Below are 24,520 nucleotides of genomic sequence, written 5' to 3'. Positions count from 1 at the left end.
GAAGGGGGCGCTCAGCGGCCGGTGCCGTCGAGCGAGCCGGCCGGGCGCAGCAGGGTGATGGCACGGTCGACCTCCACGACCGTGCGGCCGTCCCCGGCCCGGGAGACGCCCGTGAAGGTGGCCGTCTCCTCGTCGCGGTCGACCAACTCCACCGAGTGGACGAGCAGTTCACCGGCTCGGGCGGCGCCGGTGACCCGGACCCCGCGCGCCGAGCCGAAGATCAGCAGCGGGCGGGCGTCCGGGCCGGCGTCGGCCGTCTCCCGCATCAGCAGCAGCCCGCAGGCCTGGAGGAACGACTCCAGGGTGAGGCTGGCGGGGAACCGGCCCGGCCGGGAGTCGCCGACGTGGGCGTCCAGCTCGTGGTAGGTCACGGCCTTCACGGCCTCCAGCGCGCCCGGCTCGTGCCGCACGATCCGGTCGACCTGGAGCGCGGGGTGGCCGTAGGGCAGCAGGTCGGCGGGGTCGGGATACGTCGTGGTCGTCATGGCCGGCACCGCCAGGTCGCCGTGATGCGGGCGAGGCGCTGCCCGCCGCTGCTGCACGTGGCCTTGGTGACCAGCCGGTCGCGGTCGCCGTCGACCTCGGCCTCGATGACCACCTCGTCCCCGGCCAGCGCCGGCCGGCTGAACCGGACCGAGCCCAGCTCCACCAGCTCGACGCCGCCGAGCGCCCCGTCCAGGTGCACCTCCAGCATCTGCTGGAGGCTCTCGACCAGGAACACCCCCGGATACACCGTCAGGGACGGGAAGTGACCGCGCAGATAGGGGTCACCGGGGTCGATCGTCTTGCGGCCGACGAAGCCCTTGCCGGCCGCCCGGACGTCGTCCACGGCCACCAGGGGCATACGGCGCGCGCCGGGCCGTACGGGATAGGTCGTCGTACTCATCACAGTCCCATGCCGACGCCGCCGCCGATCGGGATCGACGCGCCCGTGATGAACCCGGCCTCCTCCGAGACGAGGAAGGCGACCAGGGCGGCCACCTCCTCGGGGGTGCCGGTGCGGCGCAGGGCCGTCTGGGAGATGATCTCCTTGCGGCGCCGCTCGGTCAGACCGGAGATCATGTCGGTCTCGATCAGGCCGGGCAGCACCACGTTAGAGGTGATCCCGGCGCGGCCGAGTTCCCAGGCCAGCGAGCGGGCAAGGCCGATCAGGCCGCTCTTGGACGCCGAGTAGTTGGTCTGGCCCGGCGAGCCCCACAGCGCCACGATCGAGGAGACGAACACCAGGCGTCCCCACTTGTTGGCCATCATGTCCGGCACGGTCTCGCGGACCACGTTGATGGAGCCGTTGAGGTTGGTGTCGAGGACGCTCTGCACGCCCTCCTGGGTCTGGGTGAGCAGCGGGCCGTCGTTCATGATGCCGGCGCAGTTCACGACGATGTCGATCTCGCCGAGGATCTCCCGGGCCTGCTCGACCGCCGTGCGCACGGACTCCGGGTCGCGCACGTCGCACGCGACGAACTCGACGCCCTCCAGCTCCGGGCGGGTGGTGCGGGCGGTGCCCACCACGCGGTATCCCTGCTTGTTCAGTTCCTTCGCGATGGCCTCGCCGATGCCCCGGCTGGCTCCCGTCACGAACACCGATCGACTCGTCATCGTCCTGCTCCTTGGTGGGGTGCGCCGATGCGCACCGGGGGGTGGTTTCGGGGTGCGGCGGCGCCCACCAGGGCGTCGATCCGCTCGACGGCGGCCGGCGTGTGCTCACCGCCGCCGGTCACACCGGTCCAGCCGGCCCGCCGCGCGCCGGTCACGTTGGCGTCGAGGTCGTCGACGAGGACGTGGGCCTCGGGCGGCAGGCCGGTGCGGGACTCGGCGAGGCGGAACAGGGCCGCGTCGGGTTTGCGGGCCCCGGTGTCGCAGGACAGCAGGACGTCGTCGAACAGCCCGTCCCAGTCCAGGAAGGCGGTGAAGTACGGCTTCCAGTCGACGGGCAGGTTGGAGACCAGCCCGACGAACGCGCCCGCCTGCCGCCACCGGCGCAGCGCGGCCAGCCACACGCTGTCGACCCGGCGGTCGCTCCACCACTCGGAGCCGAGGCGGGAGAGGTCGGCGGTGAGGCCGAACCGGCCGGCCAGCTCCCGCTCGATCTCCGCCGCCCACTGCCGCTCCGAGAGGATCCCGGAGTCCAGCACGGCCATCCCGTCGGGACAGCCGTACCGGTCGGCGATCGCGCGCAGGCACTGCCCGAGCTGGGCGGGCGTGAACTCCTTGCCCACGCAGTAGGCGCGCAGCCCCTCCCGCAGGGGCGGGGTGAGCACCCCGCGGAAGTCGGTCCAGATCGCGGGCCGCATCACGCCTCCCCCGCGGGGGCCGGCGAGAGAGCGAACGCCATGCGGGTGACGACCAGGCCGTCCTGGACGCAGTCCACGTCCACCCATCGCTCGCCCTGCCGGGCCTCCAGCCGGATCGGCGCGTCCAGCTCCGCGAAGTGCTCGAAGGCGGCGCGCACCGCGGTCACCACGTGCCCGGCCGGCCGGTCCGTGCCGGACAGCGCCAGCTGGCGGCCCGCCTCGATGAGGACCATCGCCGGGAAGTGGTCGTAGTCGTGGTCGAAGAGGGCGGCGTTGGCCAGGTCCGGTGCGAGGTCCGCGACGCGGACCCCGGCCTCGGCCCGCACCCCGGCGATCGCCACGTTCTCGACGCGGGTACGGGCCACACTGGCCGGAGCGCCGAGGTCGGCGCGCCGCACCTGGCCGGAGCGCAGCGCCGCGGTCGTCGGCGCGGGGGAGCCGCCGCGCTGATAGGCCCGCAGCTCCGGGTAGCGGTCCTTGGGCAGGCCCTGCACCGCCATCGACGTCCGCACCAGTTTCCGGCCCGAGGTGTCGGTGCCGTACTGGGTGTACGTGATCTGCTTCGGCGAGCCGTCGCCGCGCAGCCGGAGCCGCTCGAACTCCGAACGGATCGTCAGCTCCTCGTCGGCCGCCGCCAATTGCCCGGGATCGGTGATCTCCATGTCGATCGAGTTGAAGAAGAACGCGATGTTCTCCGACAGGCCCTCGAACGCGTGCGCCGCGCTGAGCGCCGCCTGGCGGCAGGCCTCGATCAGCAGCAGGGCGTCCAGCCGGTGCGGGACGGGGTGGTCGCGGTAGTAGTCGCTGATGCCGGCGGTGACGGTCCTGCTGCCGTAGCCGCCGTCCGGCTCCCGCCAGGGCGGGGAGACCAGGACCTCCTGCTCGTGGGCACGGTGGACGAGGTCCCGGCGCACCCGGGTCCCCGCGGTCGCGGTCACGTCGGCCGCGGTGGCCGTGGTCGCGGTGGTCATGCGCGCTCCCCGATGGTGAGCACGGCAGCGGCCACCGCCCCGGACTCGTCGATGCCGGTGATCAGCACGCCCGTGCCGGGCCGGCCGAGGGCCACCGCGGCGGCGAGCTGCATGGCGCCCAGGGCGCCGCCGCACTCGCCGACCGCGGCCCGCACGTCCACGCGCTCGGCGTCGAACCGGTCCAGGACCGACTCCTCCGCACCCTGCAGGAACGTTCCGACAGTGCCGGGCAGGACCAGCTCGACGCCGGTCCCGGCGGCCTCGGCGGCCTGCCGCGCCCGGTCGACGGCACGGCCCAGCGCCTCGGCGTACCCGGCCTGCGTGCGCTCCCGGGCGAACAGCACCTCGCACGCCGTCACCGTGGCCAGCGCGGGCGGCGCGTCCGGTCCCGCGGGCTCCAGCGCGACCAGCGCCGCGCCCTCGCCGACCGGGACCGACTCCTGCACCTCCTTCTTCAGCCGGGTGCCCCACGCGGTGTGCGGCGACAGCTCCTCCACGCCGCCGACCAGCATCCGCCCGGCGTGCCCGCAGCGGATCAGCCGGGCCGCGTACCGCAGCGCGGACAGCGCGCTGACGGTGCCGTTGGCCAGGGTGGAGTTGGGGCCGCGGAAGGTGTGCCAGATGGCGATCTGGCTGGCGCAGCAGTTCATCGTGGTGTTGGGGAAGACCGCCGGGTTGACCAGGTCGGTGCCCTGGCCCTGGAGGATGTCGACGTCCAGTTCGACGCTGCTGCGCAGGCTGCCCACGACCGTGCCCATGGCGATCCCGGTGGCCTCCCAGGACGCCTCGGGGATCTCGGTCCGCTCGCTCAGTTCCCGCTTGAGCAGGGTGCTGGCGGCGAGGCCGAGACGGGTGGTGCGGTCCAGGTTCTTCGTGCCCTTGCGCGGCACATAGTCGGTGATCTTGAAGTCGGGCACCGCCGCGACCCGGCCGGGCAGGCCCGCGTAGTCGGCGGCGTCCGAGGCGCACGGCTCGTCGCCGCCCAGGACCGGCTCCGGGCCGCGCAGCCGGTCGCGCAGGGCGTCCAGGCCGACGCCGGCCGCGGACAGCACGGACACCCCGGAGATCCGCAGTTCCCCGGTGCCGGCCGGCTGCCCGGTGTCGTACGGCTGCTGCGTGACGGTCATCGCGGTCCCTCCCCCGCGCCGACCGGCTCGCGGTCGGCATAGGCGCCGAAAATGGTGATGGCGTTGTTGCCGCCGAACGCGAAGCCGTGGTTCTGCGCCACCCGCACCGCGGCCGCCTTCGCCCCGCCGCCGACGAAGTCGATGCCCTCGCCGAAGGCCGGGTCGACGGTGCGCAGGTTGATGGTGGGCGGCAGGAAGGCGTCCTCGATCGCCTTGCAGCAGGCGATCGCGCCGAAGCCGCTGGCCGCGCCCATGGTGTGCCCGAGCATCGACTTGATGGAGCTCATCGGCGGGTGCTCGTCGCCGAACACCAGCCGGGTCGCGGTGACCTCGGTGATGTCGTTGGTCGGCGTGCCGGTGCCGTGGGCGCAGATGTAGTCCACGTCCTCGGCGACGATGCCCGAGTTGGTGTGCGCCCGGCGGATGCAGGTCGCGATGGACTCGGCGTCCGGGTGCACGATGTGGTGGGCGTCGCAGCTGAGCCCGTAGCCGAGCAGCTCGGCGTAGATGTGCGCGCCGCGCGCCCGGGCGTGCTCCAGCTCCTCCAGGACCAGCACCGCGCCGCCCTCGGCGGTGACGATGCCCGAACGGTCCTGGTCGAACGGCCGGGGCACCCCGTCGGCCACCGCGCCGAGGCTGAGGAACCCGGCGTGCGTGAACCGGTTCACGCTGTCCGCGCCGCCGGCCACCATCACGTCCGCCTCACCGGCGATGATCTTGTCGGCGGCGCTGCCGATGGCGTAGTTGGCGGCCGAGCACGCCGTCGGGATGACGACGGTCTCGCCGTACAGGCCCAGTTCCTCGGCGGCCGCGGCGGCGATGTTGCCGGCCGGGACCTTGCGGACCAGGTCGGCGGAGAGCGTGCTCGGGCCGCCGTCCAGCCACTGCTGGGTCAGGGTGTCGACGGAGGGCGCCTCCCCGTTGGTGGTGCCGATGATCGCGCCCGCCGTCGCCCGGCTCTCCTCGTCCAGTTCGAGACCGGAGTCGTCCAGCGCCAGCCGGGCGGCCGCGGCCGCGAAGTGCGCGGTACGGCCCCACTGCTCGACGTCGATGTTCCGGACGATCCCGGCGGGGTCGAACCCCTGCACCTCACCGGCCAGCCGGGCCGGGAAGTCGCCGCTGTCGAAGGACGTGATCTCGGAGATGCCGCTCAGACCGGCCTTGATGCCCTCGGTGAACTCCTGGACCCCGGTGCCGATGCTGCTCACGCAGCCGAGGCCGGTCACCACGACCCGGCGTGCGCGCGTCACTGGTCGCCGTCCTTGCCGTCGCGGATGTCGAGGATCTGCTGGATCAGCAGCTCGACCGTGCGCAGGTCGACGGCCTTCTCGCGGGGCACGCGGATGCCGAGCTGCTTGTTGACGCGGGCGAGGACCTGTATCAGGCCGAGCGAGTCGGCGCCGTACACCTCGATCAGGTCGGCCTTGAGGTCGACCTCCTCCGGTTCGACGTCCAGCTCCAGCTCGTCGACGATGATGTCGAGGGTGGTGGTACGGACGGTCTCGTCAGACACCTGGGTGATCGTCATGATGCTGTCTCCTTGGGTTGTTTCGAGTGATTCCGAGTGATTACGGTGATGGGGAGGGAGGGGTGGTACGTGGGGCCCTGTGCGGGCCGGCTCAGGCGGCGTGCTCCAGGACCAGGCAGGACCACGTGTAGCCGCCGCCCGCGTTCACCACGACGGTGATGTCGCCGGGCTCCAGGGGCAGTTCGGCGGCGGTGTCCTCGATGTTGGCGCCGACGTCGGCGACCCCGAGGTGTGCCGTGCGGTCGCCCCACCAGCGCAGCTTGTCCTCGCCGAAGAAGGGGGCGAGCTGCGCCCGGTAGACGGTCTCGAAGATCTTGCCGCTGAGCCGGGGCACCGACACCGCCCGGATACGGCGCTCGCTGCCGTCCAGCCCGGCCTCGTCCAGCGCCTGGCGCACGCTGCCGGTCAGGCAGTCGCGGGAGCGGCCGATGAAGCCGTCCATGCCGAACTCGGTGAGGTACGCCTTCTTGGCCGCCTTCAGGTCGACCGTGCCGCCCTCGCGCAGCGCGGGGCCGGGGGTCGGGGCGAGCCCGGCGCGGTTCATCATCTCCAGCTCGGGCGCCGCCTTGCTGGCGACCGACAGGACGCGGAAGGCGTGCGGTCCGGCCGGCTCGCGCGCCACCAGCCACGCGGTGCCCGCGTCGCCGTGCACACAGCCGTAGTTGAGGTTCCAGCGGTCCACCTGCGGGAACCGCATGGCGTCGGCCGTCGTGACGGCACCGACCCGGATCGCGGAGTCGGCCCGCATCGCCCGCACGGTCAGTTCGAGCGCCGCCATGGGGGCGTTGCAGCCCTGCGAGAGGTTCATCGGTACGGCGCCCAGCGCCCCGACCTGGTGCGCGACGTAGTGCGCCGCGCTCCAGATGTCGTAGCCCTGGTGCCACCACCCGCACTGGATCAGCACGTCCACGTCGGCCGCGTCCGTGCCGGTCGACTTCAGCGACCGGCGCAGGGCGTCGACGGCGAGGTCGGCGGCCGGGGCGCTCTCCTCGAAGACGGGCACCGCCGGGTCGCCGAGGGTCTCGTCGGCGTCGCGGATCAGGCCCCGCGCCAGGGCCTCGCTCACGGGGACGCGCGTCGTCGGGTAGGACACCGCGCACCCGTTGAGATACAGGTCGCCTATCAACATGGCTGTCTCTTCCTGCCGTTGGCCGTGGGGCCTAGGGGGTGAAGGAGGGACCGGTCAGTCGCCGGTCTTCTGGGTGAGGGCCGCGCCGCCGAAGAGGCAGATCAGCACGCCGACCACGAGGTAGGTCGCGGTCACCGCGACGAAGCCCAGGTTCATGTCGCCGCCCGAGGCGAAGGTGATGAACACCTGGCCGAGCACCGCCGTACCGACGGCGACCGAGGTCTGCTGGGTGGTCGACATGATGCCGCTGCCGGCGCCTGCCTGGTCCGGCGGCAGGGAGGACAGGATCGTGCGGAACACCGGCGGGATGAACAGCCCGTTGCCGACGCCGACCAGGAACATCGCGACGACCAGCTCGTAGAAGCGGATGTGCGGCCACCACAGCCGGGCCGCCGCGATCAGCAGCGCCAGACCGGCGATCTGGACGACCGCGCCGACCTGCACGGTGCGCATGCCGACCTTCGCCATGAGCTTCGGGGCGCGCAGCGAACCGAGGAAGGCGCCCACCGCCAGCGGGGCCACCGACAGACCCGACTCCACCGCGCTCATGCCGTTGCCGTCCTGCAGCGCCAGCGGCACCGCGAAGGAGAAGCCGCTGAAGACCAGGAACCCGCCACCGAGGATGAGCAGACCGCGGTTGACCGGACGCATCCGCACCAGCGAGGGCGGGATCAGCGGGGTGCGGCCCTGCTGCTCCAGCCGGCGCTCGTAGCGCCACAGCGCCACCCCGGCGACCACCGCGACCGCGATCAGCAGCCAGCACCACAGCGCCCAGTGGGCCTGCCGCCCGACGCTGAGCGGGATGAGCAGCGCGAGCACCGCAACGCCCAGCAGCACCGTGCCGCCGACGTCCATGGACTGCCCGCCGGCCGCCTTGGTGTCGGGGACGTGGGTCTGCGCGCCGATCAGCGCCAGGATGCCCAGCGGCACGTTCACCAGGAAGATGGGCCGCCAGTCCAGGCCCGCGATGTCCGCCCAGACCAGGACGCCGCCGAGCAGCTGCCCGGCCGCGGCCGACAGGCCGCCGATCGCGCCGTACAGGCCGATGGCCCGGGTCTTGGCCGACTCCGCCAGGGACGTCTGGATCGTCGACAGCGCCTGCGGCAGCAGGAACGCGGCCGAGGCGCCCTGCAGGGCCCGGGCGACGATCAGGAACTCGATGCTGGGGGCGAGCCCGCAGGCCAGCGAGGTCAGCGTGAAGGCCAGGACGCCGATCTGGAGCAGGCGCCGGCGGCCGTGGCGGTCACCGAGCTTGCCGCCCAGGACCAGCAGGATGGCGTAGGCGATGACATAGCCGCTGACCACGAACTGCGACACCGAGGCGTCGGTGTGCAGGGTGGCCTGGATCGACGGCAGGGCCACGTTGACGATGGCCGCGTCGATCATCGTCAGCGCCGCGGTGACCAGGACGATGGTCAGCCCCAGCGTGCCCATGGTCGATTGCGCTTCGCGTGGGGGTGCTTTCGAAACCACGGTCGACATGGAGGATTCCTTCGACTTTCTCGCTCGGAAGGGGGGGAAGGGAAGGGCCGGGGAATTCACCGGCAGGCATCAGAGGCGTTCGCCGCAGGCCGCGGTCAGAAATCCGCGCAGGCGCGGGCCGATGGCGTAGCTCTCCTGCTTTTCCAGGTCGAACATCACCATCCGGCTGACGGCCTTGACGCTCACCTGCCGGTCGCTGTTCAGGATCCTGAAGTTGAACTCGAAGCTGGACCGCCGGACATTCGATGTCCACACCTCGACATCGACCGGGTCGAGCGAGTACCGGAGCGGTCGCAGATATCCGATCTCATGGGCCGCGACCACCGCGGTCTCCCCGTCGAACACGCCGCTCGACATGAGCCACCGCATCCGGGCTTCCTCGATAATCCGTACGATCTCGCAGTTGTTGACGTGGCCGTAGGAGTCCACGTCGCCCCATCTGAGCGAGACCTCGACCGGCATCGGCATGGTGCTCGTAGTCATCGGCTCACCTCGGGTCAGCAATAGGCCTGGTAGACGAACTGCCGCAGGCGGTTGGTGATCGGGAGGGTGCGGGAGGGGTACAGCTGGGGCGAGACCAGGGCGCAGACGCCGGACGCGGGGTCGACGAAGAAGTTGGCGCTGCTCATGGAGAGCCAGAAGAACTCGCCCTCCCGCGTCAGCAGATGCGCCTCCTGCGGCTGCTGGACGGTCATGAAGCCCAGTCCGAACCCGGCCGCCGGCATCAGCTCGTTGACCGCGGGCACCCCCCAGCTGCCGAAGCCGGAGCCGAGGGTGACGTTCCGCGGCAGGTGGTTGCTGCGGATCGACTCCACCGTCAGCGGGGACAGGTAGTGGTCGGAGCCGTGCCCGACGCGGCCGCCGTTCGCCAGCATGTTCAGGAACTTCATGTAGTCGGCGACCGTGGTGTAGATGCCGCCGCCGCCCGACAGGAACAGCGGCGCCTCGGTCGGGTACGCGCTGGCGGCCGGGTTGTGCTCGATGCCGCCGTCGGCGGTGGGGGTGTAGATCTCGGCGTACCGGTCCTTGTTGCGCGCCTCCACCCAAAAGCCGGAGTCCTTCAGGCCGAGCGGCTCGAAGAACGACTCCCGCATGTACTCGTCGAGGCGCTTGCCGGACACCACCTCGATGACCCGGCCGAGGACGTCCGTGCTCACGCCGTAGTTCCAGGCGGTGCCGGGCTGGAAGCGCAGCGGGAAGGCCGCCCACTTCTCGACGGCCTCGGCCAGGCCGGTGCCGGCCGGGGGCTCCACCGTGTAGCCGTCGTTGACGTACAGCGTGTCCACGGCGTGCGACTGGTGGGCGCCGTAGCCGAGGCCCGCGGTGTGGGTCAGCAGGTGCCACATCCGCATCGGCTCGACCAGGCCCTCGGTGATCGGGGCCGCCGGCAGTCCGGCACGGTAGACCCGCTGGTCGCGGAAGGCCGGCAGGTAGTCCGCCACCGGGTCGTTCAGGCCGACGAGGCCCTCCTCGACGAGCCGCATGAACGCCACCGAGGTCATCGGCTTGCTCAGCGACCAGGTGCGGAAAATGCTGTCCGCCGTCATCGGTATTCCGGCGGCGATGTTCGCCATTCCGCCCGACGATTCGTGGACCGTCTCTCCGTGCTGCGAGACCATGGCCGACCAGCCGGGAATCTTTCCCTCGTCCGTCAGCCGGGAAAAGTAATTCCCGAGCCGTTCCAGACGATCCGCCCTGAGCTTCATACGTGTTCTTTTCCTTCCGGGTTCGGTACGCGTTTTCGTCGACCGCGAGAACTACCGTAGGGGGACTTCCGGGGGCCCGGAACGGAACTGCACCCAAGGGTGCAGTGGCCGATTCCGGACGTGTTTCTGCTACCGTCCGGGCCCATGACGGACGCACAGTTCACTGCGGACTCACGCACCGCGCTGATACTCATCGACCTGCAGCACTGGATTCTGGAAATGCACGCCTGGCAGCCCCGGCCGGCGTCCGACGTCGTCGACGCCTGCGCCCGGCTCCGCGCGGCTTTCGCCCCTGTGATCCACGTGCGCTATCTGCGGGCCGACGGCGCCGACGGCGGACCGGACGCGCCGGCCAACCAGCTGCACGAGCGGTGCGCGCCCGGCCCGGACGACCTGCTGGTCACCAAACACGGCCTCGACGCCTTCGAGGGCACCGGCCTCGCCGCGCATCTCGCCGCGAGCGGCGTCACCGGGGTGGTGCTCGCCGGCCTGTCCACGGCCCACGGCGTCGCCGCCACCGCCCGGACGGCGCTCGCCTCGGGCCTCGCGGTCACCGTCGTCTCCGACGCCACGGCCACGGTCACGGCCGCGGAACAGGACGCGGTCCTCGGCGAGTTGGCGGGAGCCGGGGCCGCCGTACGGACGGTGGACGAGGTGCTGGCCGGGCTCGTCACTGGTGGCTGACGGCCGTCGGCCGGACCACGTACACCACCCGCTCCCGCACGTCCGGCGGCAGCCGCCCGCCCAGCTCCCGGCCGTACCGCTCGGCCAGTCGGAAGAAGAACGCGCCGGAGGAGTCGTCGTCGATCCGCTCGACGACCCCGCGGATCTCCAGATAGCGGTACGGCTCGTCGGGGTCGTGCACGGACACCGCGACCCGCGGATCGGCCGTCACGTTGCGGAACTTGAAGCGGGTCCTGGTGCTGGTGAAGCGCAGGTGCGTGCCGTCCCAGGAGCACCACATCGGGTTCACCTGCGGACCGCCGTCGGGACGGACCGTCGCCAGGTGGACGAACAGGGGCCGCCGGAGCAGGTCCAGGTGGCTCTCGGGGATGAGGCTCATGAGGTGGCCTCCGGGGACGGGTCCATGAGGCAGCCTTCGGGGACCGGAGCCATCACCGCGCCCCGCGCGCCGGGCCGAACCAGGTCGTCAGCGCGTCCGGCAAGGTCACGTCGGTCGGGGCCGCCCAGGCCACATGGCCGTCGGGCCGCACCAGCACCGCCGCCACCCCGTCCAGCCGCGGGTCCGCGCCGTGCGCCGGCACCAGGTCGACGCGGTCGGCCCAGCCGCGGGCGGTCGTACGCAGCGCCGCGTCGTCGGCGAGGTCGAGCAGCACGCCCCGGCCGGAGTGCAGCAGGGGGTACAGGCGCGTGTCACCGTCGGCCGTCTTGAGGTCCACGTCCGGCATGCGCGCCCCGGTCAGCGGGTGGGCGCCGGCGACCGGGTAGCGCACGTCGAGGGCGCTGATCATGCGGGTGAGCCGGTCGTTCACCTCGTCGATGCGGATCAGCTCGGCGAACAGCTCGCGCAGCGCGTCCACCGCGTGCCCGGGCCGGCTCAGCGCGACCTGCGCGTGCGTGTTCTGCAGGACGCGCGCACCGATCGGGTGCCGCTCGTCGTGGTACGTGTCCAGCAGCTCCTGCGGGGCCTGCCCGCGCACCACCGCGGCCAGCTTCCAGCCGAGGTTGACCGCGTCCTGCATGCCGAGGTTCAGGCCCTGCCCGCCGGACGGGTTGTGGATGTGCGCGGCGTCGCCCGCCAGGAAGACCCGGCCGACCCGGTAGCGGTCGGCCTGCCGGGCCGCGTCGCCGAACCGGGAGACCCACAGCGGGTCCCGCATGCCGTGGTCGGTGCCGGCGATGGCCCGGAAGACCTCCCGGAACTCCTCGAAGGTCACCGGGTTGTCCCCGTCGGCCACCGGGTCGTACGGGGTGTCGTACTGGATGGTCATCGCCCGGTACCGGCCCGGCGCGTACTCCAGCACCCCGGCCTGCCCGCCCGGGAAGCGGGCCAGCAGCCTCGGCTGGGCCGGGGGCTCGTCCAGGGACACGTCGGCGATCATCGCCGTGACCGTGGCCGGCGTGCCGGGGAAGCCCACGCCGAGCACCCGGCGCACGGTGCTGCGGCTGCCGTCGCAGCCGGCCAGGAACCGCGCCCGCAGCCGCTCACCTCCCGCGACCTCGACGTCGACGCCGTCGGCGTCCTGGGCGAGGCCGGTGACCTCGGTGCCGTACCGGATCCGCACGCCCAGCTCGGCGGCCCGCTCGGCGAGCAGCCGCTCGGTGTGCGCCTGCGGGATGAGCAGCATGTACGGGTGCCGGGTGTCGGACGCGTCGAACTCCAGCGGCCGCAGCCCGGCGAAGTGCGTGGCCGGCGCCCGCTTGTGGCCCTCCAGGAAGCGGTCCACGAGGCCCCGCTGGTCCAGCACCTCCAGGGTCCGCGCGTGCATGCCGAGCGCCTTGGAGTGCGGTACGCGCTCGGCGAGCCGGTCCAGCACCAGCACGTCCACTCCGGCCAGCCGCAGCTCGCACGCCAGCATCAGTCCGACCGGGCCGCCGCCCGCGACGATCACGTCCACCATGGCCCACCTCCCCTTGGGTCTTCGCCGGTTGCCATGCCGTCATGGTTACGGCCGCGAGGGGCGGGACCGGGGCTGTGGCGGCCCCACTGCACCCAAAGGACCACAGGAGGACCGGGGGAGGTATTGCGGGGGATGCACCCTAGGGTGCAGAGGCCCCGCCGGGCGCCGGGCGGCCTCGTAATGTGACGGCCGTGGCCGAGATAACGAACGGAATACGCATTCCCAAGGCGCAGCCTCACTTCATCTTTCGTTATGCACGTCTTTCCCTGATCGAGGCGCGACCTACTGTTCAGATCGTCTTTCTTCTGCGGTACGCACTGGGCGCCGCATTCTCCACCCGCCAGCACGGCGCGAGCCCGGCCCAGTTGGCCGCCGGAACCCTCGCCTGGTGGCTCGCCGTGATCGCCGCCTATCTCATCAATGGCGTGATGGACGTCAAGGAGGACCGCGCGAACGGTTCCGTCCGTCCGATCGCGCGGGGAGATCTGCCGGAAAGACCCGCGGCATTCATCACGGCGGGCACGGCACTGGGCGCTCTCGCGCTGGCACAATTCGTCCCCGGCCTCACCCTCTGGATCGCCGCTTTCCTGCTGCTCGGCTGGATCTATTCCGCGCCGCCTTTCCCGGCGAAGCGCTGGAGCACCGCGTGCGCGCTGGTGGTGTTCGGCCTCGGCTGGACGTCGTTCGCGGGCGGCGCCGCGACCGCCGGAGGTGAACTGGACACGGCGGGGCTGGTGTTCGCCACCGTGATGAGCGCGTGGATGGCGATGGTGGGCTCGGTGGTCAAGGACCTGAGCGATGTGGACGGGGACGCCACCGGCGGCCGCCGTACCGTCGCGGTGCGGTACGGGGCACGGCCGGCACGGGCGCTGGGTGCGGCGGGGGCACTCAGCGTCGGTACGGCCGCGGTCCTGGCGGCGCTGCTGTGGGCGCAGTCGATCCTCGTCGCGATGGTCCCGGTGGCGGTGGGCGCGGTGTGCGTGGTGACGCAGATCGTCCGCACGGCCCGCGTCGACAACGCCGACAAGCGCACCCGGCGCAGCGCCTACCGCGCCTTCATGCGCACCCAGTACACGGCGAACCTGGTGATGGTGGCCGTGCTGCTGCTGGACCGCTGGCCGGCCTGAGCCGGGCCGAGGGGGCGCCGCGCGGTGCACGACGGCGCCCCCGGCCGGTGACTCAGCGCCGGCCGTAGGCCTTGTTGATGGCGTCGATCCGGGAGTCCGCCTGGAGCTTGGCGTAGATGTTGTTCAGGTGCCGCTTCACGGTCGCCGTCTCGATGCCGAGGTCCCGCGCTATCTGACTGTTGGTCATCGCCCGCGCGACCCGCTCCAGCACCTGCTTCTCGCGCTGCGACAGCCCCGCGCAGGCCGGCGACTCCACCGGCGTCTCGCCCGTGGCCTCGGCACCGGCGTTCTCGTCCGCAACGTCCTCGGACAGCCGGGGCACGGCGTCGCCGTAGCCGACGGCACCGGCGTAGAGCCGGCTTCCCGAACTCGCCCGGAATACCGTGCTGATCAGCAGGAGCGCGGCAGTCCGCCGGGCCGCCGCTTCGCATTGCACCGCGCTGCGGACGGCGGGTTGCATCGCGCTCCACAGGATGTCGACCGCGCGGACGGATTCCGCCACGGCGATCCCTTGCGTGGCCCGGTCGACGCCGACGAGATGCGAATAGCGCCGGGCCTCGGCGGGCGCCGGCGGTTGCTTGCCGGTCAGGGCGATCACACAGTCCTCGACGATCGCCTGCGCCTGGTCCCGGCACTTCGGCCACGCTTCCTTGCGTGTGGCCAGCGGACTGCGGACGGCCCTGAGTGCGCTCTGATAGGCGCGGATGATGTCGGGAATCGCTGTTCGCAGAAACTGCGCTGCAGCCGGATAAGGCACTGGTCCCCCTCCTACGTGCCCCCCGCAACGAACGGGGCAGTTACACCGAAGACACCGCATTCCGGCGCACCGCCGGGCCAGAAGCGGCAGCCTCAAAAGTAGCGGGGGGAACCGTTCCAGCCCAGCGAGTACCAAGGACATTAAGTGATCTTGACGCTGGCTGTGAGCGGTGTCACTGCACGCGGGGGATCCATTCGCCGCCGCCCAGCGGATAGTCGTAACCCGGCCTGCCGGCACCGGCGCTCGTACGGAACGGGACACCCCGGTTGTCGATGCGGATCGTGCCGTGGCGGGGGCCGCTGGACCAGTCGAGAGCGAGTTCCCAGCGCACGTCGTGCGCCCTGGTGCGGGCGGTGATGTAGAAGACCTCGGGGTCGGATTCGCTGACCTTGTAGGGGAAGTCCCGGCGGGCGCTCCCGACGGCGACCGTGGGGCTGCCGCTGTCGAGGTCGATGTCGAAGGACTCGGTCTGGACGTCGCCGCCGCAGCCGACGCCCATCGAGTAGTCGTTCCAGGCGAGCGGCGCGCCCTTGGCGACGACCCGCACATGGAGGGCCTGCAGCACGACGGTGTCCTTCCCGGTGCCCTGCACGGTCACGGCGATCCGCTGCTCATCGGAGGAGACCGCGCCGTACGCGTCGGCAAAGCGCCTGGCGTCCTGCTCGCCGGCGGGCGGACCGACCTGCTGGGGCTCGCTGTCGACGAGGAAGTGCTGGCTGCAGGGGCTGACGTAGACGTAGGGGCGCACGCCGACGGCGAGCGGTACGGCGGTGGTGTCCCCCGCGCTTCCGGCGGAGGGGGAGGCGGGGGCCGAGGCGGCGGCGGAGGCGGAGGGCCGGGCGGACGGCCCGCGGCTCGTGCCGCCGGCCGACGGGGACGGCGAGGGGGTGGCGGACGGCGACGGCGTCCGGGATCCGGCCGTACCGGCGCCACCGGCGGGGGAACCGGGGGCGGCACCGGCTGTGGCGCCGGCCGCCTGCCGGTCACCGTCATCGCCCCGGCCCGGTCCGGCGAACGGGTGCAGGGCCAGTCCTACGGCACCCAGCACGACGACCGCGGAGGCGGCGGCGAGCCAGACGGGACGACGACGCCGGGGCGGGGACGCGGGAGACGGGGTCGTCTCGACAACGGGGGTGTCCGGGGCAGGGTCCGAGGCCGGGGCCACTGGCTCTGGAGTGGCCGGGGGCTGGGGCGGGACCGGAGTCCCGGTCGGCGCCGGCGGCCGGCTCGGCTCGGTCCGTTCCGCGCCCCGCCCCCGTGCCGCGTCCGCGAGCACCCAGCGGCGGTGCAGTTCCACCAGCTCCTCGGGCGTCGCCCGGCACACCCGGGCGAGGCGTTCGACCGGTGCGTACTCGTTCGGTACGGCGGCGCCGTTGCAGTACCGGTGCAGCGTCGACGTGCTCATGTGCAGCCGCTTGGCGAGCGCCCCGTAGCTGAGTCCCGAACGGTCCTTCAACTCCCGCAGCAGCGCGGCGAACCCGTCCTCCAAGCCCCCGGACACCATGTCCTCCATCCCCCCGCGTCCCAGTCCGGCGTTCCAGGGGACGGTCATTTCCCCTGGTCAGAGCCTGTTTCAGCGTTCCAGCATCCCTGATTGCCGGCCGGCTGTGGCGGCTGGGACGGATCACGTCACAAGCTCCGGTCATCCAAGCATTCCCAGCAACGGAACACCGAAAGGGCTCGACTTCATGTCCACGATCCGGAACTCCCGCACCCGACTTCTCACCGCCGCCGCGAGCGTCGCCCTCGCCGCGCTGACCCTGACCGCGTGCAACGGCGACGGCACGGGCGTCACCGACGAGGGCGCCGCCCCGAGCGCCTCCAGGCCGACGCCGACCGCCCCGACCACGTCGGCCCCGACCGCGCCCTCGTCGTCCGGCACCGGCACCGGCACGGGCACCGGCTCCTCCGCCTCCGCGCCCGCCTCGAAGCCCACGGCACAGCACCCGTCCGAGCCCGCGGCCAAGAACCCGGCCAAGCCCCCGGCCTCCGCGGGCAAGCCCGTCACGTGCGAGGGCTCCACCCTCAAGACGGTCGCCGCCCCGCTGAACCGGCCCGTGAACCACATGCTCCTCACGGTCACCAACACGGGATCCAGCCCCTGCCACCTCTACGCCTACCCGGCCGTCCGCTTCGGCGAGGCGCAGGCCGTACCGCCGGTCGTCGAGGAGTCCCACCCGCAGGCCGTCGTCACGCTCGCGCCGGGCGAGTCCGGTTACGCGGCCGTGCTGCTGTCCGCCGCCGACGGCAGCGGCGCCCACGGGCACACGGAGAAGTCCCTGAGCGTCCACTTCTACGGACCGTCGGGCTCCGGCAGCGTCGGTGCGGCGGCGACCCCGCCGCTGCCCGCGCAGGGCGTCTTCGTCGACGACTCGCTCCGCGTCACGTACTGGCAGCAGGACCTGGACGACGCCCTCACGTGGTGACGTCCGCCCGCCACAGACGACCCGGCACCCGAAGCCTCTTCTTTGAGGATGTTTCTTCCTTGGTGAAGGTATCAGGAGGCAGCAAAAACGCCCCCTGAACCCGTTTTCCACAGGTCAGAGGGCGTTCAAGGGGTGTGGAGCCTAGGGGAGTCGAACCCCTGACATCCGCCATGCAAAGACGGCGCTCTACCAACTGAGCTAAGGCCCCGGAAGGCAAGTGTCCGCCGGGAAGAACCCTGTCCCGGCGGCTGCCTCGGACCAGACTACCCGGTCGCCCCCCGTATCTCACAAAAAGATTGGGGGTCCCCGCACACGACCACGCTCCGTAAGATGCACGGCGTGGTTCGCTACAGCGAAGCCACGGTTTTTGGGGAAGCGATGGGGAGACGCAATGGACGCCGCACAGCAGGAAGCGACCGCGAGAGCGCGGGAACTGCAGCGGAACTGGTACGGGGAGCCGTTGGGGGCGCTCTTCCGTAAGCTCATCGACGACCTGGGGCTCAACCAGGCGCGTCTGGCGGGGGTACTGGGACTGTCGGCACCGATGCTGTCCCAGCTGATGAGCGGTCAGCGGGCCAAGATCGGCAATCCGGCGGTGGTGCAGCGGGTGCAGCTGCTCCAGGAGCTGGCGGCACAGGTCGCGGACGGCAGCGTGAGCGCGGCCGAGGCCACCGAGCGGATGGACGAGATCAAGCGGTCGCAGGGCGGCTCGGTGCTCAGCAACACCACCCACACGACGAACAGCTCGGGCGCGCCCACGGTCAAGCGGGTGGTCCGCGAGATCCAGTCGCTGCTGCGGTCGGTGGCCGCCGCCGGTGACATCCTCCAGGCCGCGGACACCCTGGCCCCGACCCACCCCGAACTCGCCGAGTTCCTCCGGGTGTACGGCGCCGGCCGCACCTCCGACGCGGTGGCGCACTACCAGTCCCACCAGAGCTGAACCGGGGCCGCCGGCCGGGGGGCCGGCGGCTGTCGCAGGGGGAGGAGCAGCGCACAGCGATGGGTGAGGTGTTCGCCGGCCGGTACGAACTGGTCGACCCGATCGGACGCGGCGGCGTCGGCGCCGTCTGGCGCGCCTGGGACCACCGCCGCCGCCGGTACGTGGCCGCCAAGGTCCTCCAGCAGAGCGACGCGCACTCCTTGCTGCGCTTCGTCCGCGAGCAGGCCCTGCGCATCGACCACCCGCACGTGCTCGCCCCCGCCAGCTGGGCCGCCGACGACGACAAGGTCCTGTTCACCATGGACCTCGTCACCGGCGGCTCACTGGTCCATCTCGTCGGCGACTACGGCCCGTTGCCCCCGCTCTTCGTCTGCACGCTCCTCGACCAGCTGCTGGCGGGCCTGGCCGCCGTACACGCCGAGGGCGTCGTCCACCGCGACATCAAGCCCGCCAACGTGCTGCTGGAAGCCACCGGAACCCGCCGCCCCCGGCTGCGGCTCTCCGACTTCGGCATCGCCATGCGGCTGGGCGAACCGCGCCTGACCGAGACCAACCTCGTGGTGGGGACGCCGGGTTACCTCGCCCCCGAGCAGCTGCTGGGCGCCGAACCGGACTTCCCGGCCGACCTGTTCGCGGTCGGCCTGGTCGCCCTGTACCTGCTGGAGGGCGCCCGCCCGGACGCCAAGGCCCTCATCCAGTACTTCGCCGACCACGGCACCCCGGGCGCCCCCAAGGGCATACCCGAGCCGCTCTGGCAGGTCGTGGCCACCCTGCTCCAGCCCGACCCGGCGGCCCGCTTCCGTACGGCGACGGGCGCGCGCAAGGCCCTCGCCGCGGCCGTCGAACTCCTCCCGGAGCCGGGCCCCGACGACGAACTGATCGAGATCTTCGACCAGATCGGCCCGTTACCGCAGGGCTACGGCCCGGACGGACCGGAGAATGCGGCCCGCGGCGCGCGGAGCGACGGGACAGGGCCGACCGACGTGCAGCGCATCGCGCCCCAGGGGGCCGCCGCGGACCCCGCCTCCCCGACCCCGTCCCCATCCGCGCCCGCGCCTCCGCCGGCCCCGACCCCGCCGCCCACGCCGACCCCCACCCCTCGGCCGCCGTCCGCCCCACCGGCACCCCCTTACGGCGCCCATCCCGCGTACGGCGGCCACCCCACCTACGGCGCCTCCACGGCGACGTACACGGCCCCGAACCCGTACGTGCCGCCCGCGCCGCTCCAGGCACCCCCCACGCCCGGCCCAGTCGGCACGCCCGGCACACCTCAGGATCCGCCCGCGCAGACGCCCCGGGCCGCGCACGCCCGCAGGCGCCGGCCGGGGCCGCCCGCCGGTATCGCGGTGCCGCTGCTGCTGCTCGCGCTGGCCTGCTACGCCGTCGGGTTCTGGGCGCTGACCCGGGTCTGAGCCGCCGCGGAGCCGGCCCGGCGCCGGGCCACGAGCGTCCACCCGCCGAGCACCGCCAGCAGCAGGGTCCCGGCGCCGATCCCGCCCGCGGCGAGCGCCTTCATCGCCGTACCCCCACCCGCGTCCGCCCCGCCCGAGGACCCGCCCGTCACGCCGCCCGCGAAGCCGCCGCCCCCGAGCGCGGCGGCCCGGCGCTCCTCGTCGGTGACCCGGAAGGTGTCGGCGGGGGTGGACTCCCCGGCGTACCCGGGCCCCGGCTGCCGCTCCGCGCCCGCGACCCGCACGCGCAGGGTCAGGTCGAACGGGCCGGCGCCGAACCGCTCGGCGACCCGCTCGGACAGATGGACGGCGAGGTAGTAGGTGCCGGCGAAGCGCATGCCGCTCACCTCGTCGTGGACGGCGTAGCGGTTGCGGTACCGCACCGGCGGCAGGTCGTCCAGCGCGGCGGACTTCTGGCTGCCGCCGTAGGAGACCGTGGCGTCGTCGACCGGGACGCGCGCCGGGTTGTAGAGGGAGAGACCCAGCGCTCCGGCGACCAGCCCGCTCGCGTCGTCGGGCGCGCTGCCCAGCTCGGCGGTGACGGAGAGCCGCTGTCCCCAGTCGACGGGCACCTTGTAGAAGAGGGTCCGGCCGGTGGTGAGGGTGTCGCTCCAGACGCCCTGGCCGACGACGGCCGCCCCGGCGAAGCCGTTCCCGCCCGGCCGTTTCCGGGCCGGCCCCGCCAGGGGCGGAGTCGAGGCGGAGGCCTCCGTCCCGGGCGCGGTCGTCGGACCGGCCTCCTTCAGCGGCGCCTCGACGGCGGCGGTCAGCTCCAGCTCCCAGGCGGAAGAGGAAAAGGGAGATGAGGAGGAAGAGGAGGAAGACGAGCGCAGACGCTCGACGACGACGTAGTACGTGCCCGCGTCCTGACAGGCAGGCCTGCCGTTGCCCGCCTCACGCGTCCCCCACGCCGTGACCGGCCGCGGGCTGCGCGCGGCGCCGACGCTCGCGGTGTCGGTCGAGCAGTAGTGCCCGTCGGCGTCCTGGAGGGCGACCCGGATGCCGTCGGTGACGGCGACGTCGGCGCCGGACGGGGGGACGGCGGTGACGGCGACGTACGCGGTGGACGTGGCGTCCAGGGCGAGGCGGTAGTACGTCCTGCCCTCGGTCGGCAGTGAGGAGCGGTAGGTCCCGCCGGGTTCGAGGAGCCCGGCGGCGGAGGTGGTCGTCGCGGCGCTCAGCCGGCGGCCGGCCGGATCGAAGCCGTACCCGCCGGGACCCGCCGCGCCCGCCGACGCCGGGACTCCGGCCACCAGCGCTCCCGCCACCGCGGCCGCCACGCCCCCGCGCACCACCGCGTTCGCCCTGTACCGCCCCACGACGCGCACCCCCTCGTCCCGGCCGAAGCTGCACAAAACCCCGACCGCTGCGGCGGTCGGGGCCTGTTTCAGATTCTGGTGTCGGTACTCACGAACCCGTGGGCACGGAGTCAGTCGCCTCCGTCCACAGATCCTGCTCGGCGCGATCCGCCTGGATCTGGCGGTACACGAGGAGCCCGCCGATGGCGGCCAGTGCGACCAGGAGAAGCTTCTTCACCGCGCGACCTCGTCTTTCCTTGACGTAGGGGACCTCTGGCGCCCGACTATACACACCGGCCGATATCCAACGGTGACCTGGGATCCGAGCTCCAACTGCCCCTCTCCTCACCGCCGTAGAAGGGGACCAAATCCCTCCGGCCCTGCTCAGGACCCCTCCATCGGCGGCTCTCTTGGGCCTGTACGTCCATCCGAGTGGTGTTCATCGGAACATCGACGCGCCACGAGCGTCGGTCCCCCACTTCGCGACCCCCATACACATCATGAGGAAAGTACGCAAATCGCCCAACCCGAAAGTGAGGGGATCATGGCCCGGAACCAGGTCAAGCAGCTGTGGACCGTCATCGTCACCGCCTTCCTCGCGCTGTGCACGGCGCTCGGACTGATCACCACGACCGCCACCGCGGCGGTAGCGCAGACCGAGCCGGCCCGCAACAGCGGCACCGGTGAGGCCGAGAGTCCACAGGTGACCATCCCGGCCCAGTCCCCCTGGTCCCGGTCCCCCTGGTCCCACGCCCGGGCCCTGCCCCCCACGATGAAGCAGCGCATCCACGCGGAGGCCCACGGCAAGTCCCCCAGCTGCCGGCACCGTCCGCTCCCCGACGCCGACGCGGCCACCGCGACCGTCCCCGCCGACGACGCCGCCCCGGCGCCCGACGCCCCCTGCGACACCCTCACCGCGACCGCGCCCAGAGTCCCGCTCCAGCGCTGAGGCAGCGCCCAGCACCCCGGACGGCGACTTGCGTACAGCAGTCCTGCACGCGGAAAACGGCCCGGCAGCTCACCCGAGCAGCCGGGCCGTCGCCGTGTGTCCAGCCTTTCTTCCTCGCCTCGTCGGCCCTCTACAACTTCTCGCGGACCCCAGCAGTCCCTGTACGTGGCAGAAGGACTCACCGATCGCCCGGCACAGGGCCGAACAGGGGGACGCTTCAGTGCGTTTCAGACGGACGCTCATATCCGCGGCGGCCGCGGGGCTGCTCGCCACGGCCGGTACGGCGGCCACGGGAACGGCGGTCGCCGCCGACGCACCGCAACTCAAGCTCCAGGTGGACAACCCCAGGGAGTTCTACTTCCTCCCCCCGGACGGCGCGGAGAACACGTCCAACGACTACGTGACCGAGCTGAGGGTGGACTCCGTCGGGGCCGAGGTCCGCGACGTCGAGATCGTGTACGACCTCTCCTCGCTGAAGGACAAGGTCACCGTCGACCGGCTGGACCGTGACTGTCACCGCACCGACTGGGTCGTCACCTGCGCCCACCAGGACTTCACCGGCTCGGGCCTGCTCAGACCCTTCCTCCTGCGCTCGGCCAAGGGCGTCCCGCTCGGCGAGATCGGCAGCATCAAGGAGAGCGTCACCAGTTCCAACGCCGGTTCCGCGGAGCACACCCGCCGCGTCTTCAACGGCAAGCCGGAGCCCCGCTACGGCGCGCACGCGTCGTACACCATCCCGGACTCCGAGCGCGGCCGGTTCCCCGACCTGTCGCCGGTGATCGGCAACGTCGGCCAGGTCCCGGTGCCGGACGGCGTCCTGCTGCACGTCGGCCTCTCCGACCAGGACTTCACGGGGGAGCGGTACAGCAACTGCTACTACCGCACCTACATCGGCGCCGGCGCCTCCGCCTACTGCTGGTTCGACACCGACCTGGCCCCCGGCACCGCCTACACCACGGACGGCGTCTTCAGCGGCGCGACGGACCCCTGCTGCCGGGTCAAGGGCCGCTACTACTACGCCCTCTTCCCGCTGGGCAACCCGCCCCGCGACTGGGACAAGGGCACCCGTGGCACCGGCCGCGTCCTCGGCCTGAAGCCGGTCCCCGCGAGCGCCGCACAGCAGCCCTACGGCTCCCTGCCGTTCATCTCCGCCGGCGACTGGCAGACCGACTGGAAGCAGCAGCCGATCACGCTCAAGGGCAAGCTCGGCAAGGTCACCGAGATACGGGTGCCCTACCCGCAGAGCCTCGGCCCGGACAACCCATGGGAGCTGTACGACGGCGCCGACGGGCTGGACCTGGAGCGGCAGATGCGGGTGGAGGTGACCCTGCCGGAGGGCGTCAGCCTCTACCCGACACAACCGGGCGAGCAGACCGAGGAAGACCTCTGCAACTACGCGGCGGACGGCCACACCATCACCTGCCGCATCCACGACTGGGCGTACCTGCGGGTCCGCTTCGACAAGAAGGTCGAGGGCGCGCAGGGCTCGGCGAAGCTCGTCTACCCGGACGACAAGCTGAAGGACCCGGACCTGACCAACAACACGGCCCCGATCACCGCCGACATCACGGGCACCCCAACCCCCTCCACCAGCCCCACGCCGTCTCCGTCCCCGACCCCGACCTCGACCCCGTCCCCGTCGGTGACGCCCACCACGGCCCCCACCCCGTCGACGCCCCCCGGCGAGACCCCGCCGACCGGCTCCATGGCCGCCACGGGCACCCCCGCCACCCCCCTGCTGGCCACAACAGCCGCCGCAGCAGTCACCCTGGGCGCGACCCTGCTGGCAATACGCCGCCGCCGCACCTGAACACGAAAGAACCCCGGTCCTACAGGACCGGGGTTCTTTCAGGCTGTGGGGCTAACAGGATTTGAACCTGTGACCTCATCCTTATCAGGGATGCGCTCTAACCAACTGAGCTATAGCCCCGCCGCGCTCTGCGGTGTGTGTCCCGCGCGCTGACTCCTGAAGATTAGCGCACGGGACCGTCAGTCCCAAAATCGATACCCCCGGGGCCCGTGGGCCGGCTCACTCGTCCTCGGCGAGGGTCAGCTCGACGCCGCCGACGAAGCCGGCGGAGAGGTTGTAGATGAACGCGCCGAGCGTCGCCAGCGCCGTCGCGAGGACGACGTCGATGACCGCGATGATCGTCGTGAACATCAGGACGTGGGGGAGGGACAGGAACGACTGGAGGTCGAAGCCGTTCGACTCGTTCGAGCCCGTCGCCTCCGAGATCGTGCCGCCGACCGTGGAGAAGACCCCCATGGCGTCCATGACCATCCACAGCACCGCCGCCGCGACGATCGTGCAGATGCCCAGCGCGATGGAGAGCAGGAAGCTGACCTTCATCACCGACCACGGGTCGGCCTTGGCCACCCGCAGGCGCGCCTTGCGCACCCGGGGCGTCGTACGGGCCCCGGTGCGCGGCCGGCGCACGGTGCCGGTCTGTGCCTGGCCCTCCTGCGCCGGGTAGGCCTGCGGCGGGTGGTACGGCCCGGCCGGCTGCTGCGGCTGGCGCTCGCCCGGCAGGGGCGACGCCGCCTGCGCCTGCTGGCCTCGGGTGTCCGTCACAGTTCCCCCCTGGGATCCATGCGTGTCAGGCGAGTCGGCCGCAGACGGCTTGACCGCTTTCAGATTGGTGGTGTGCGGGTCGCTCGCAGGTGTGGCCTGCGCGGCGGAGCCACGGCCGCCGCCGTCCGTCCCCGTACTGGTACCGGCCGGTCCGGCGCCCGTGGCTCCGCTCACGTTGACTCAC

Annotated in this window: 26 protein-coding genes and 2 tRNA genes; 7 read left to right on the top strand and 21 right to left on the bottom strand. The window is 72.2% G+C overall.

What is annotated here, in order from left to right:
• Nucleotides 1-11: 11 nt before the first annotated feature.
• The 12 genes from IE308_RS24240 to IE308_RS24185 form a co-directional block, all read right to left on the bottom strand.
• Nucleotides 12-485 carry a 3-hydroxyacyl-ACP dehydratase FabZ family protein gene (locus tag IE308_RS24240; RefSeq protein WP_190219548.1) on the bottom strand — a complete coding sequence of 158 codons (474 nt, stop codon included), beginning with the start codon at nucleotides 483-485 and terminating at the stop codon, nucleotides 12-14.
• Entirely contained in the window at nucleotides 482-886 is a 405-nt protein-coding gene (locus IE308_RS24235) for a 3-hydroxyacyl-ACP dehydratase FabZ family protein (RefSeq protein WP_190219547.1), read from the bottom strand. Before IE308_RS24235 ends, IE308_RS24240 begins: the two co-directional genes overlap by 4 nt.
• Nucleotides 886-1,596, bottom strand: coding sequence for an SDR family oxidoreductase (locus tag IE308_RS24230; RefSeq protein WP_190219546.1), 711 nt, complete (start codon nucleotides 1,594-1,596; stop codon nucleotides 886-888). The genes IE308_RS24235 and IE308_RS24230 overlap by 1 nt, the downstream gene beginning before the upstream one ends.
• A complete protein-coding gene (locus IE308_RS24225; protein WP_190219545.1) occupies nucleotides 1,593-2,291 on the bottom strand; it encodes an HAD family hydrolase in 699 nt (232 codons plus the stop codon). The genes IE308_RS24230 and IE308_RS24225 overlap by 4 nt, the downstream gene beginning before the upstream one ends.
• Complete coding sequence (locus IE308_RS24220) at nucleotides 2,291-3,262, bottom strand: AfsA-related hotdog domain-containing protein (RefSeq protein ID WP_190219544.1); 972 nt, start codon at nucleotides 3,260-3,262, stop codon at nucleotides 2,291-2,293. The genes IE308_RS24225 and IE308_RS24220 overlap by 1 nt, the downstream gene beginning before the upstream one ends.
• Nucleotides 3,259-4,389, bottom strand: a complete 1,131-nt coding sequence (locus IE308_RS24215) for a beta-ketoacyl synthase N-terminal-like domain-containing protein (protein WP_190219543.1) — start codon at nucleotides 4,387-4,389, stop codon at nucleotides 3,259-3,261. Before IE308_RS24215 ends, IE308_RS24220 begins: the two co-directional genes overlap by 4 nt.
• Nucleotides 4,386-5,639 carry a beta-ketoacyl-[acyl-carrier-protein] synthase family protein gene (locus IE308_RS24210; RefSeq protein WP_190219542.1) on the bottom strand — a complete coding sequence of 418 codons (1,254 nt, stop codon included), beginning with the start codon at nucleotides 5,637-5,639 and terminating at the stop codon, nucleotides 4,386-4,388. Before IE308_RS24210 ends, IE308_RS24215 begins: the two co-directional genes overlap by 4 nt.
• Entirely contained in the window at nucleotides 5,636-5,917 is a 282-nt protein-coding gene (locus tag IE308_RS24205; protein WP_110629226.1) for an acyl carrier protein, read from the bottom strand. The genes IE308_RS24210 and IE308_RS24205 overlap by 4 nt, the downstream gene beginning before the upstream one ends.
• Before the next feature lie 91 nt (nucleotides 5,918-6,008).
• On the bottom strand, nucleotides 6,009-7,046 hold the full coding sequence (locus tag IE308_RS24200) for a beta-ketoacyl-[acyl-carrier-protein] synthase family protein (protein ID WP_190219541.1): 1,038 nt from the start codon (nucleotides 7,044-7,046) through the stop codon (nucleotides 6,009-6,011).
• Between the two features lie 54 nt (nucleotides 7,047-7,100).
• Nucleotides 7,101-8,528, bottom strand: a complete 1,428-nt coding sequence (locus tag IE308_RS24195; RefSeq protein ID WP_190219540.1) for an MFS transporter — start codon at nucleotides 8,526-8,528, stop codon at nucleotides 7,101-7,103.
• Nucleotides 8,529-8,597: 69 nt separating this feature from the next.
• Nucleotides 8,598-9,011 (bottom strand): acyl-CoA thioesterase, encoded by a 414-nt coding sequence (locus IE308_RS24190; RefSeq protein WP_110629223.1) that lies wholly within the window; start codon nucleotides 9,009-9,011, stop codon nucleotides 8,598-8,600.
• A gap of 14 nt (nucleotides 9,012-9,025) precedes the next feature.
• Nucleotides 9,026-10,234, bottom strand: a complete 1,209-nt coding sequence (locus IE308_RS24185) for a serine hydrolase domain-containing protein (protein WP_190219539.1) — start codon at nucleotides 10,232-10,234, stop codon at nucleotides 9,026-9,028.
• Nucleotides 10,235-10,378: 144 nt separating this feature from the next.
• On the opposite strand from IE308_RS24185, the gene IE308_RS24180 reads away from it, so the two are divergent.
• Nucleotides 10,379-10,918 carry a cysteine hydrolase family protein gene (locus IE308_RS24180; RefSeq protein ID WP_190219538.1) on the top strand — a complete coding sequence of 180 codons (540 nt, stop codon included), beginning with the start codon at nucleotides 10,379-10,381 and terminating at the stop codon, nucleotides 10,916-10,918.
• Here IE308_RS24180 and IE308_RS24175 read toward each other — a convergent pair.
• Entirely contained in the window at nucleotides 10,905-11,297 is a 393-nt protein-coding gene (locus tag IE308_RS24175) for a PPOX class F420-dependent oxidoreductase (RefSeq protein WP_190219537.1), read from the bottom strand. The two genes, IE308_RS24180 and IE308_RS24175, sit on opposite strands and share 14 nt — an antisense overlap.
• Before the next feature lie 52 nt (nucleotides 11,298-11,349).
• The gene (locus IE308_RS24170; protein ID WP_190219536.1) at nucleotides 11,350-12,816 is read right to left on the bottom strand and encodes an FAD-dependent monooxygenase; all 1,467 of its coding nucleotides are present in this window, start codon (nucleotides 12,814-12,816) and stop codon (nucleotides 11,350-11,352) included.
• 191 nt (nucleotides 12,817-13,007) lie between these two features.
• On the opposite strand from IE308_RS24170, the gene IE308_RS24165 reads away from it, so the two are divergent.
• Entirely contained in the window at nucleotides 13,008-13,943 is a 936-nt protein-coding gene (locus tag IE308_RS24165; RefSeq protein WP_190219535.1) for a UbiA family prenyltransferase, read from the top strand.
• Nucleotides 13,944-13,995: 52 nt separating this feature from the next.
• Here the strand turns inward: IE308_RS24165 and IE308_RS37035 are convergent, their stop codons facing one another.
• Together IE308_RS37035 and IE308_RS24155 are read right to left on the bottom strand one after the other, a co-directional pair.
• Nucleotides 13,996-14,700, bottom strand: a complete 705-nt coding sequence (locus tag IE308_RS37035; RefSeq protein WP_229909023.1) for a helix-turn-helix transcriptional regulator — start codon at nucleotides 14,698-14,700, stop codon at nucleotides 13,996-13,998.
• A 172-nt stretch (nucleotides 14,701-14,872) separates the two neighbouring features.
• Nucleotides 14,873-16,252, bottom strand: coding sequence for a helix-turn-helix domain-containing protein (locus IE308_RS24155; protein WP_444545359.1), 1,380 nt, complete (start codon nucleotides 16,250-16,252; stop codon nucleotides 14,873-14,875).
• Nucleotides 16,253-16,388: 136 nt separating this feature from the next.
• Between IE308_RS24155 and IE308_RS24150 the strand changes: the two genes are divergently transcribed.
• Entirely contained in the window at nucleotides 16,389-17,126 is a 738-nt protein-coding gene (locus tag IE308_RS24150; RefSeq protein ID WP_190219534.1) for a DUF4232 domain-containing protein, read from the top strand.
• Nucleotides 17,127-17,261: 135 nt separating this feature from the next.
• On the opposite strand, the gene IE308_RS24145 is transcribed toward IE308_RS24150, so the two are convergent.
• Nucleotides 17,262-17,334, bottom strand: a tRNA-Ala gene (locus IE308_RS24145).
• 183 nt (nucleotides 17,335-17,517) lie between these two features.
• Here IE308_RS24145 and IE308_RS24140 point away from each other — a divergent pair.
• Nucleotides 17,518-18,066 (top strand): helix-turn-helix domain-containing protein, encoded by a 549-nt coding sequence (locus IE308_RS24140; RefSeq protein ID WP_110629215.1) that lies wholly within the window; start codon nucleotides 17,518-17,520, stop codon nucleotides 18,064-18,066.
• A gap of 59 nt (nucleotides 18,067-18,125) precedes the next feature.
• Nucleotides 18,126-19,478 carry a serine/threonine-protein kinase gene (locus tag IE308_RS24135; protein ID WP_190219533.1) on the top strand — a complete coding sequence of 451 codons (1,353 nt, stop codon included), beginning with the start codon at nucleotides 18,126-18,128 and terminating at the stop codon, nucleotides 19,476-19,478.
• Here IE308_RS24135 and IE308_RS24130 read toward each other — a convergent pair.
• Together IE308_RS24130 and IE308_RS37030 are read right to left on the bottom strand one after the other, a co-directional pair.
• Entirely contained in the window at nucleotides 19,442-20,836 is a 1,395-nt protein-coding gene (locus IE308_RS24130; RefSeq protein WP_229909022.1) for a hypothetical protein, read from the bottom strand. The genes IE308_RS24135 and IE308_RS24130 overlap by 37 nt on opposite strands.
• 88 nt (nucleotides 20,837-20,924) lie before the next feature.
• On the bottom strand, nucleotides 20,925-21,053 hold the full coding sequence (locus IE308_RS37030; RefSeq protein WP_003999697.1) for a DLW-39 family protein: 129 nt from the start codon (nucleotides 21,051-21,053) through the stop codon (nucleotides 20,925-20,927).
• Nucleotides 21,054-21,359: 306 nt separating this feature from the next.
• On the opposite strand from IE308_RS37030, the gene IE308_RS24120 reads away from it, so the two are divergent.
• Both IE308_RS24120 and IE308_RS24115 read left to right on the top strand, forming a co-directional pair.
• A complete protein-coding gene (locus IE308_RS24120; protein ID WP_229909021.1) occupies nucleotides 21,360-21,764 on the top strand; it encodes a DUF6344 domain-containing protein in 405 nt (134 codons plus the stop codon).
• 220 nt (nucleotides 21,765-21,984) lie between these two features.
• Nucleotides 21,985-23,574 (top strand): hypothetical protein, encoded by a 1,590-nt coding sequence (locus IE308_RS24115; protein WP_190219532.1) that lies wholly within the window; start codon nucleotides 21,985-21,987, stop codon nucleotides 23,572-23,574.
• 46 nt (nucleotides 23,575-23,620) lie between these two features.
• Here IE308_RS24115 and IE308_RS24110 read toward each other — a convergent pair.
• Together IE308_RS24110 and IE308_RS24105 are read right to left on the bottom strand one after the other, a co-directional pair.
• Nucleotides 23,621-23,694: transfer RNA gene (locus IE308_RS24110), tRNA-Ile, on the bottom strand.
• Nucleotides 23,695-23,793: 99 nt separating this feature from the next.
• Nucleotides 23,794-24,510 (bottom strand): DUF3566 domain-containing protein, encoded by a 717-nt coding sequence (locus IE308_RS24105; RefSeq protein WP_190219531.1) that lies wholly within the window; start codon nucleotides 24,508-24,510, stop codon nucleotides 23,794-23,796.
• Between the last annotated feature and the right edge of the window lie 10 nt (nucleotides 24,511-24,520).

The organism is Streptomyces griseosporeus (genome assembly GCF_014656055.1).
Taxonomy (GTDB): domain Bacteria; phylum Actinomycetota; class Actinomycetes; order Streptomycetales; family Streptomycetaceae; genus Streptomyces; species Streptomyces griseosporeus.
The sequence above is the reverse complement of the archived record's forward strand: the minus strand, read 5'-3'. Positions and strand labels throughout refer to the sequence as shown.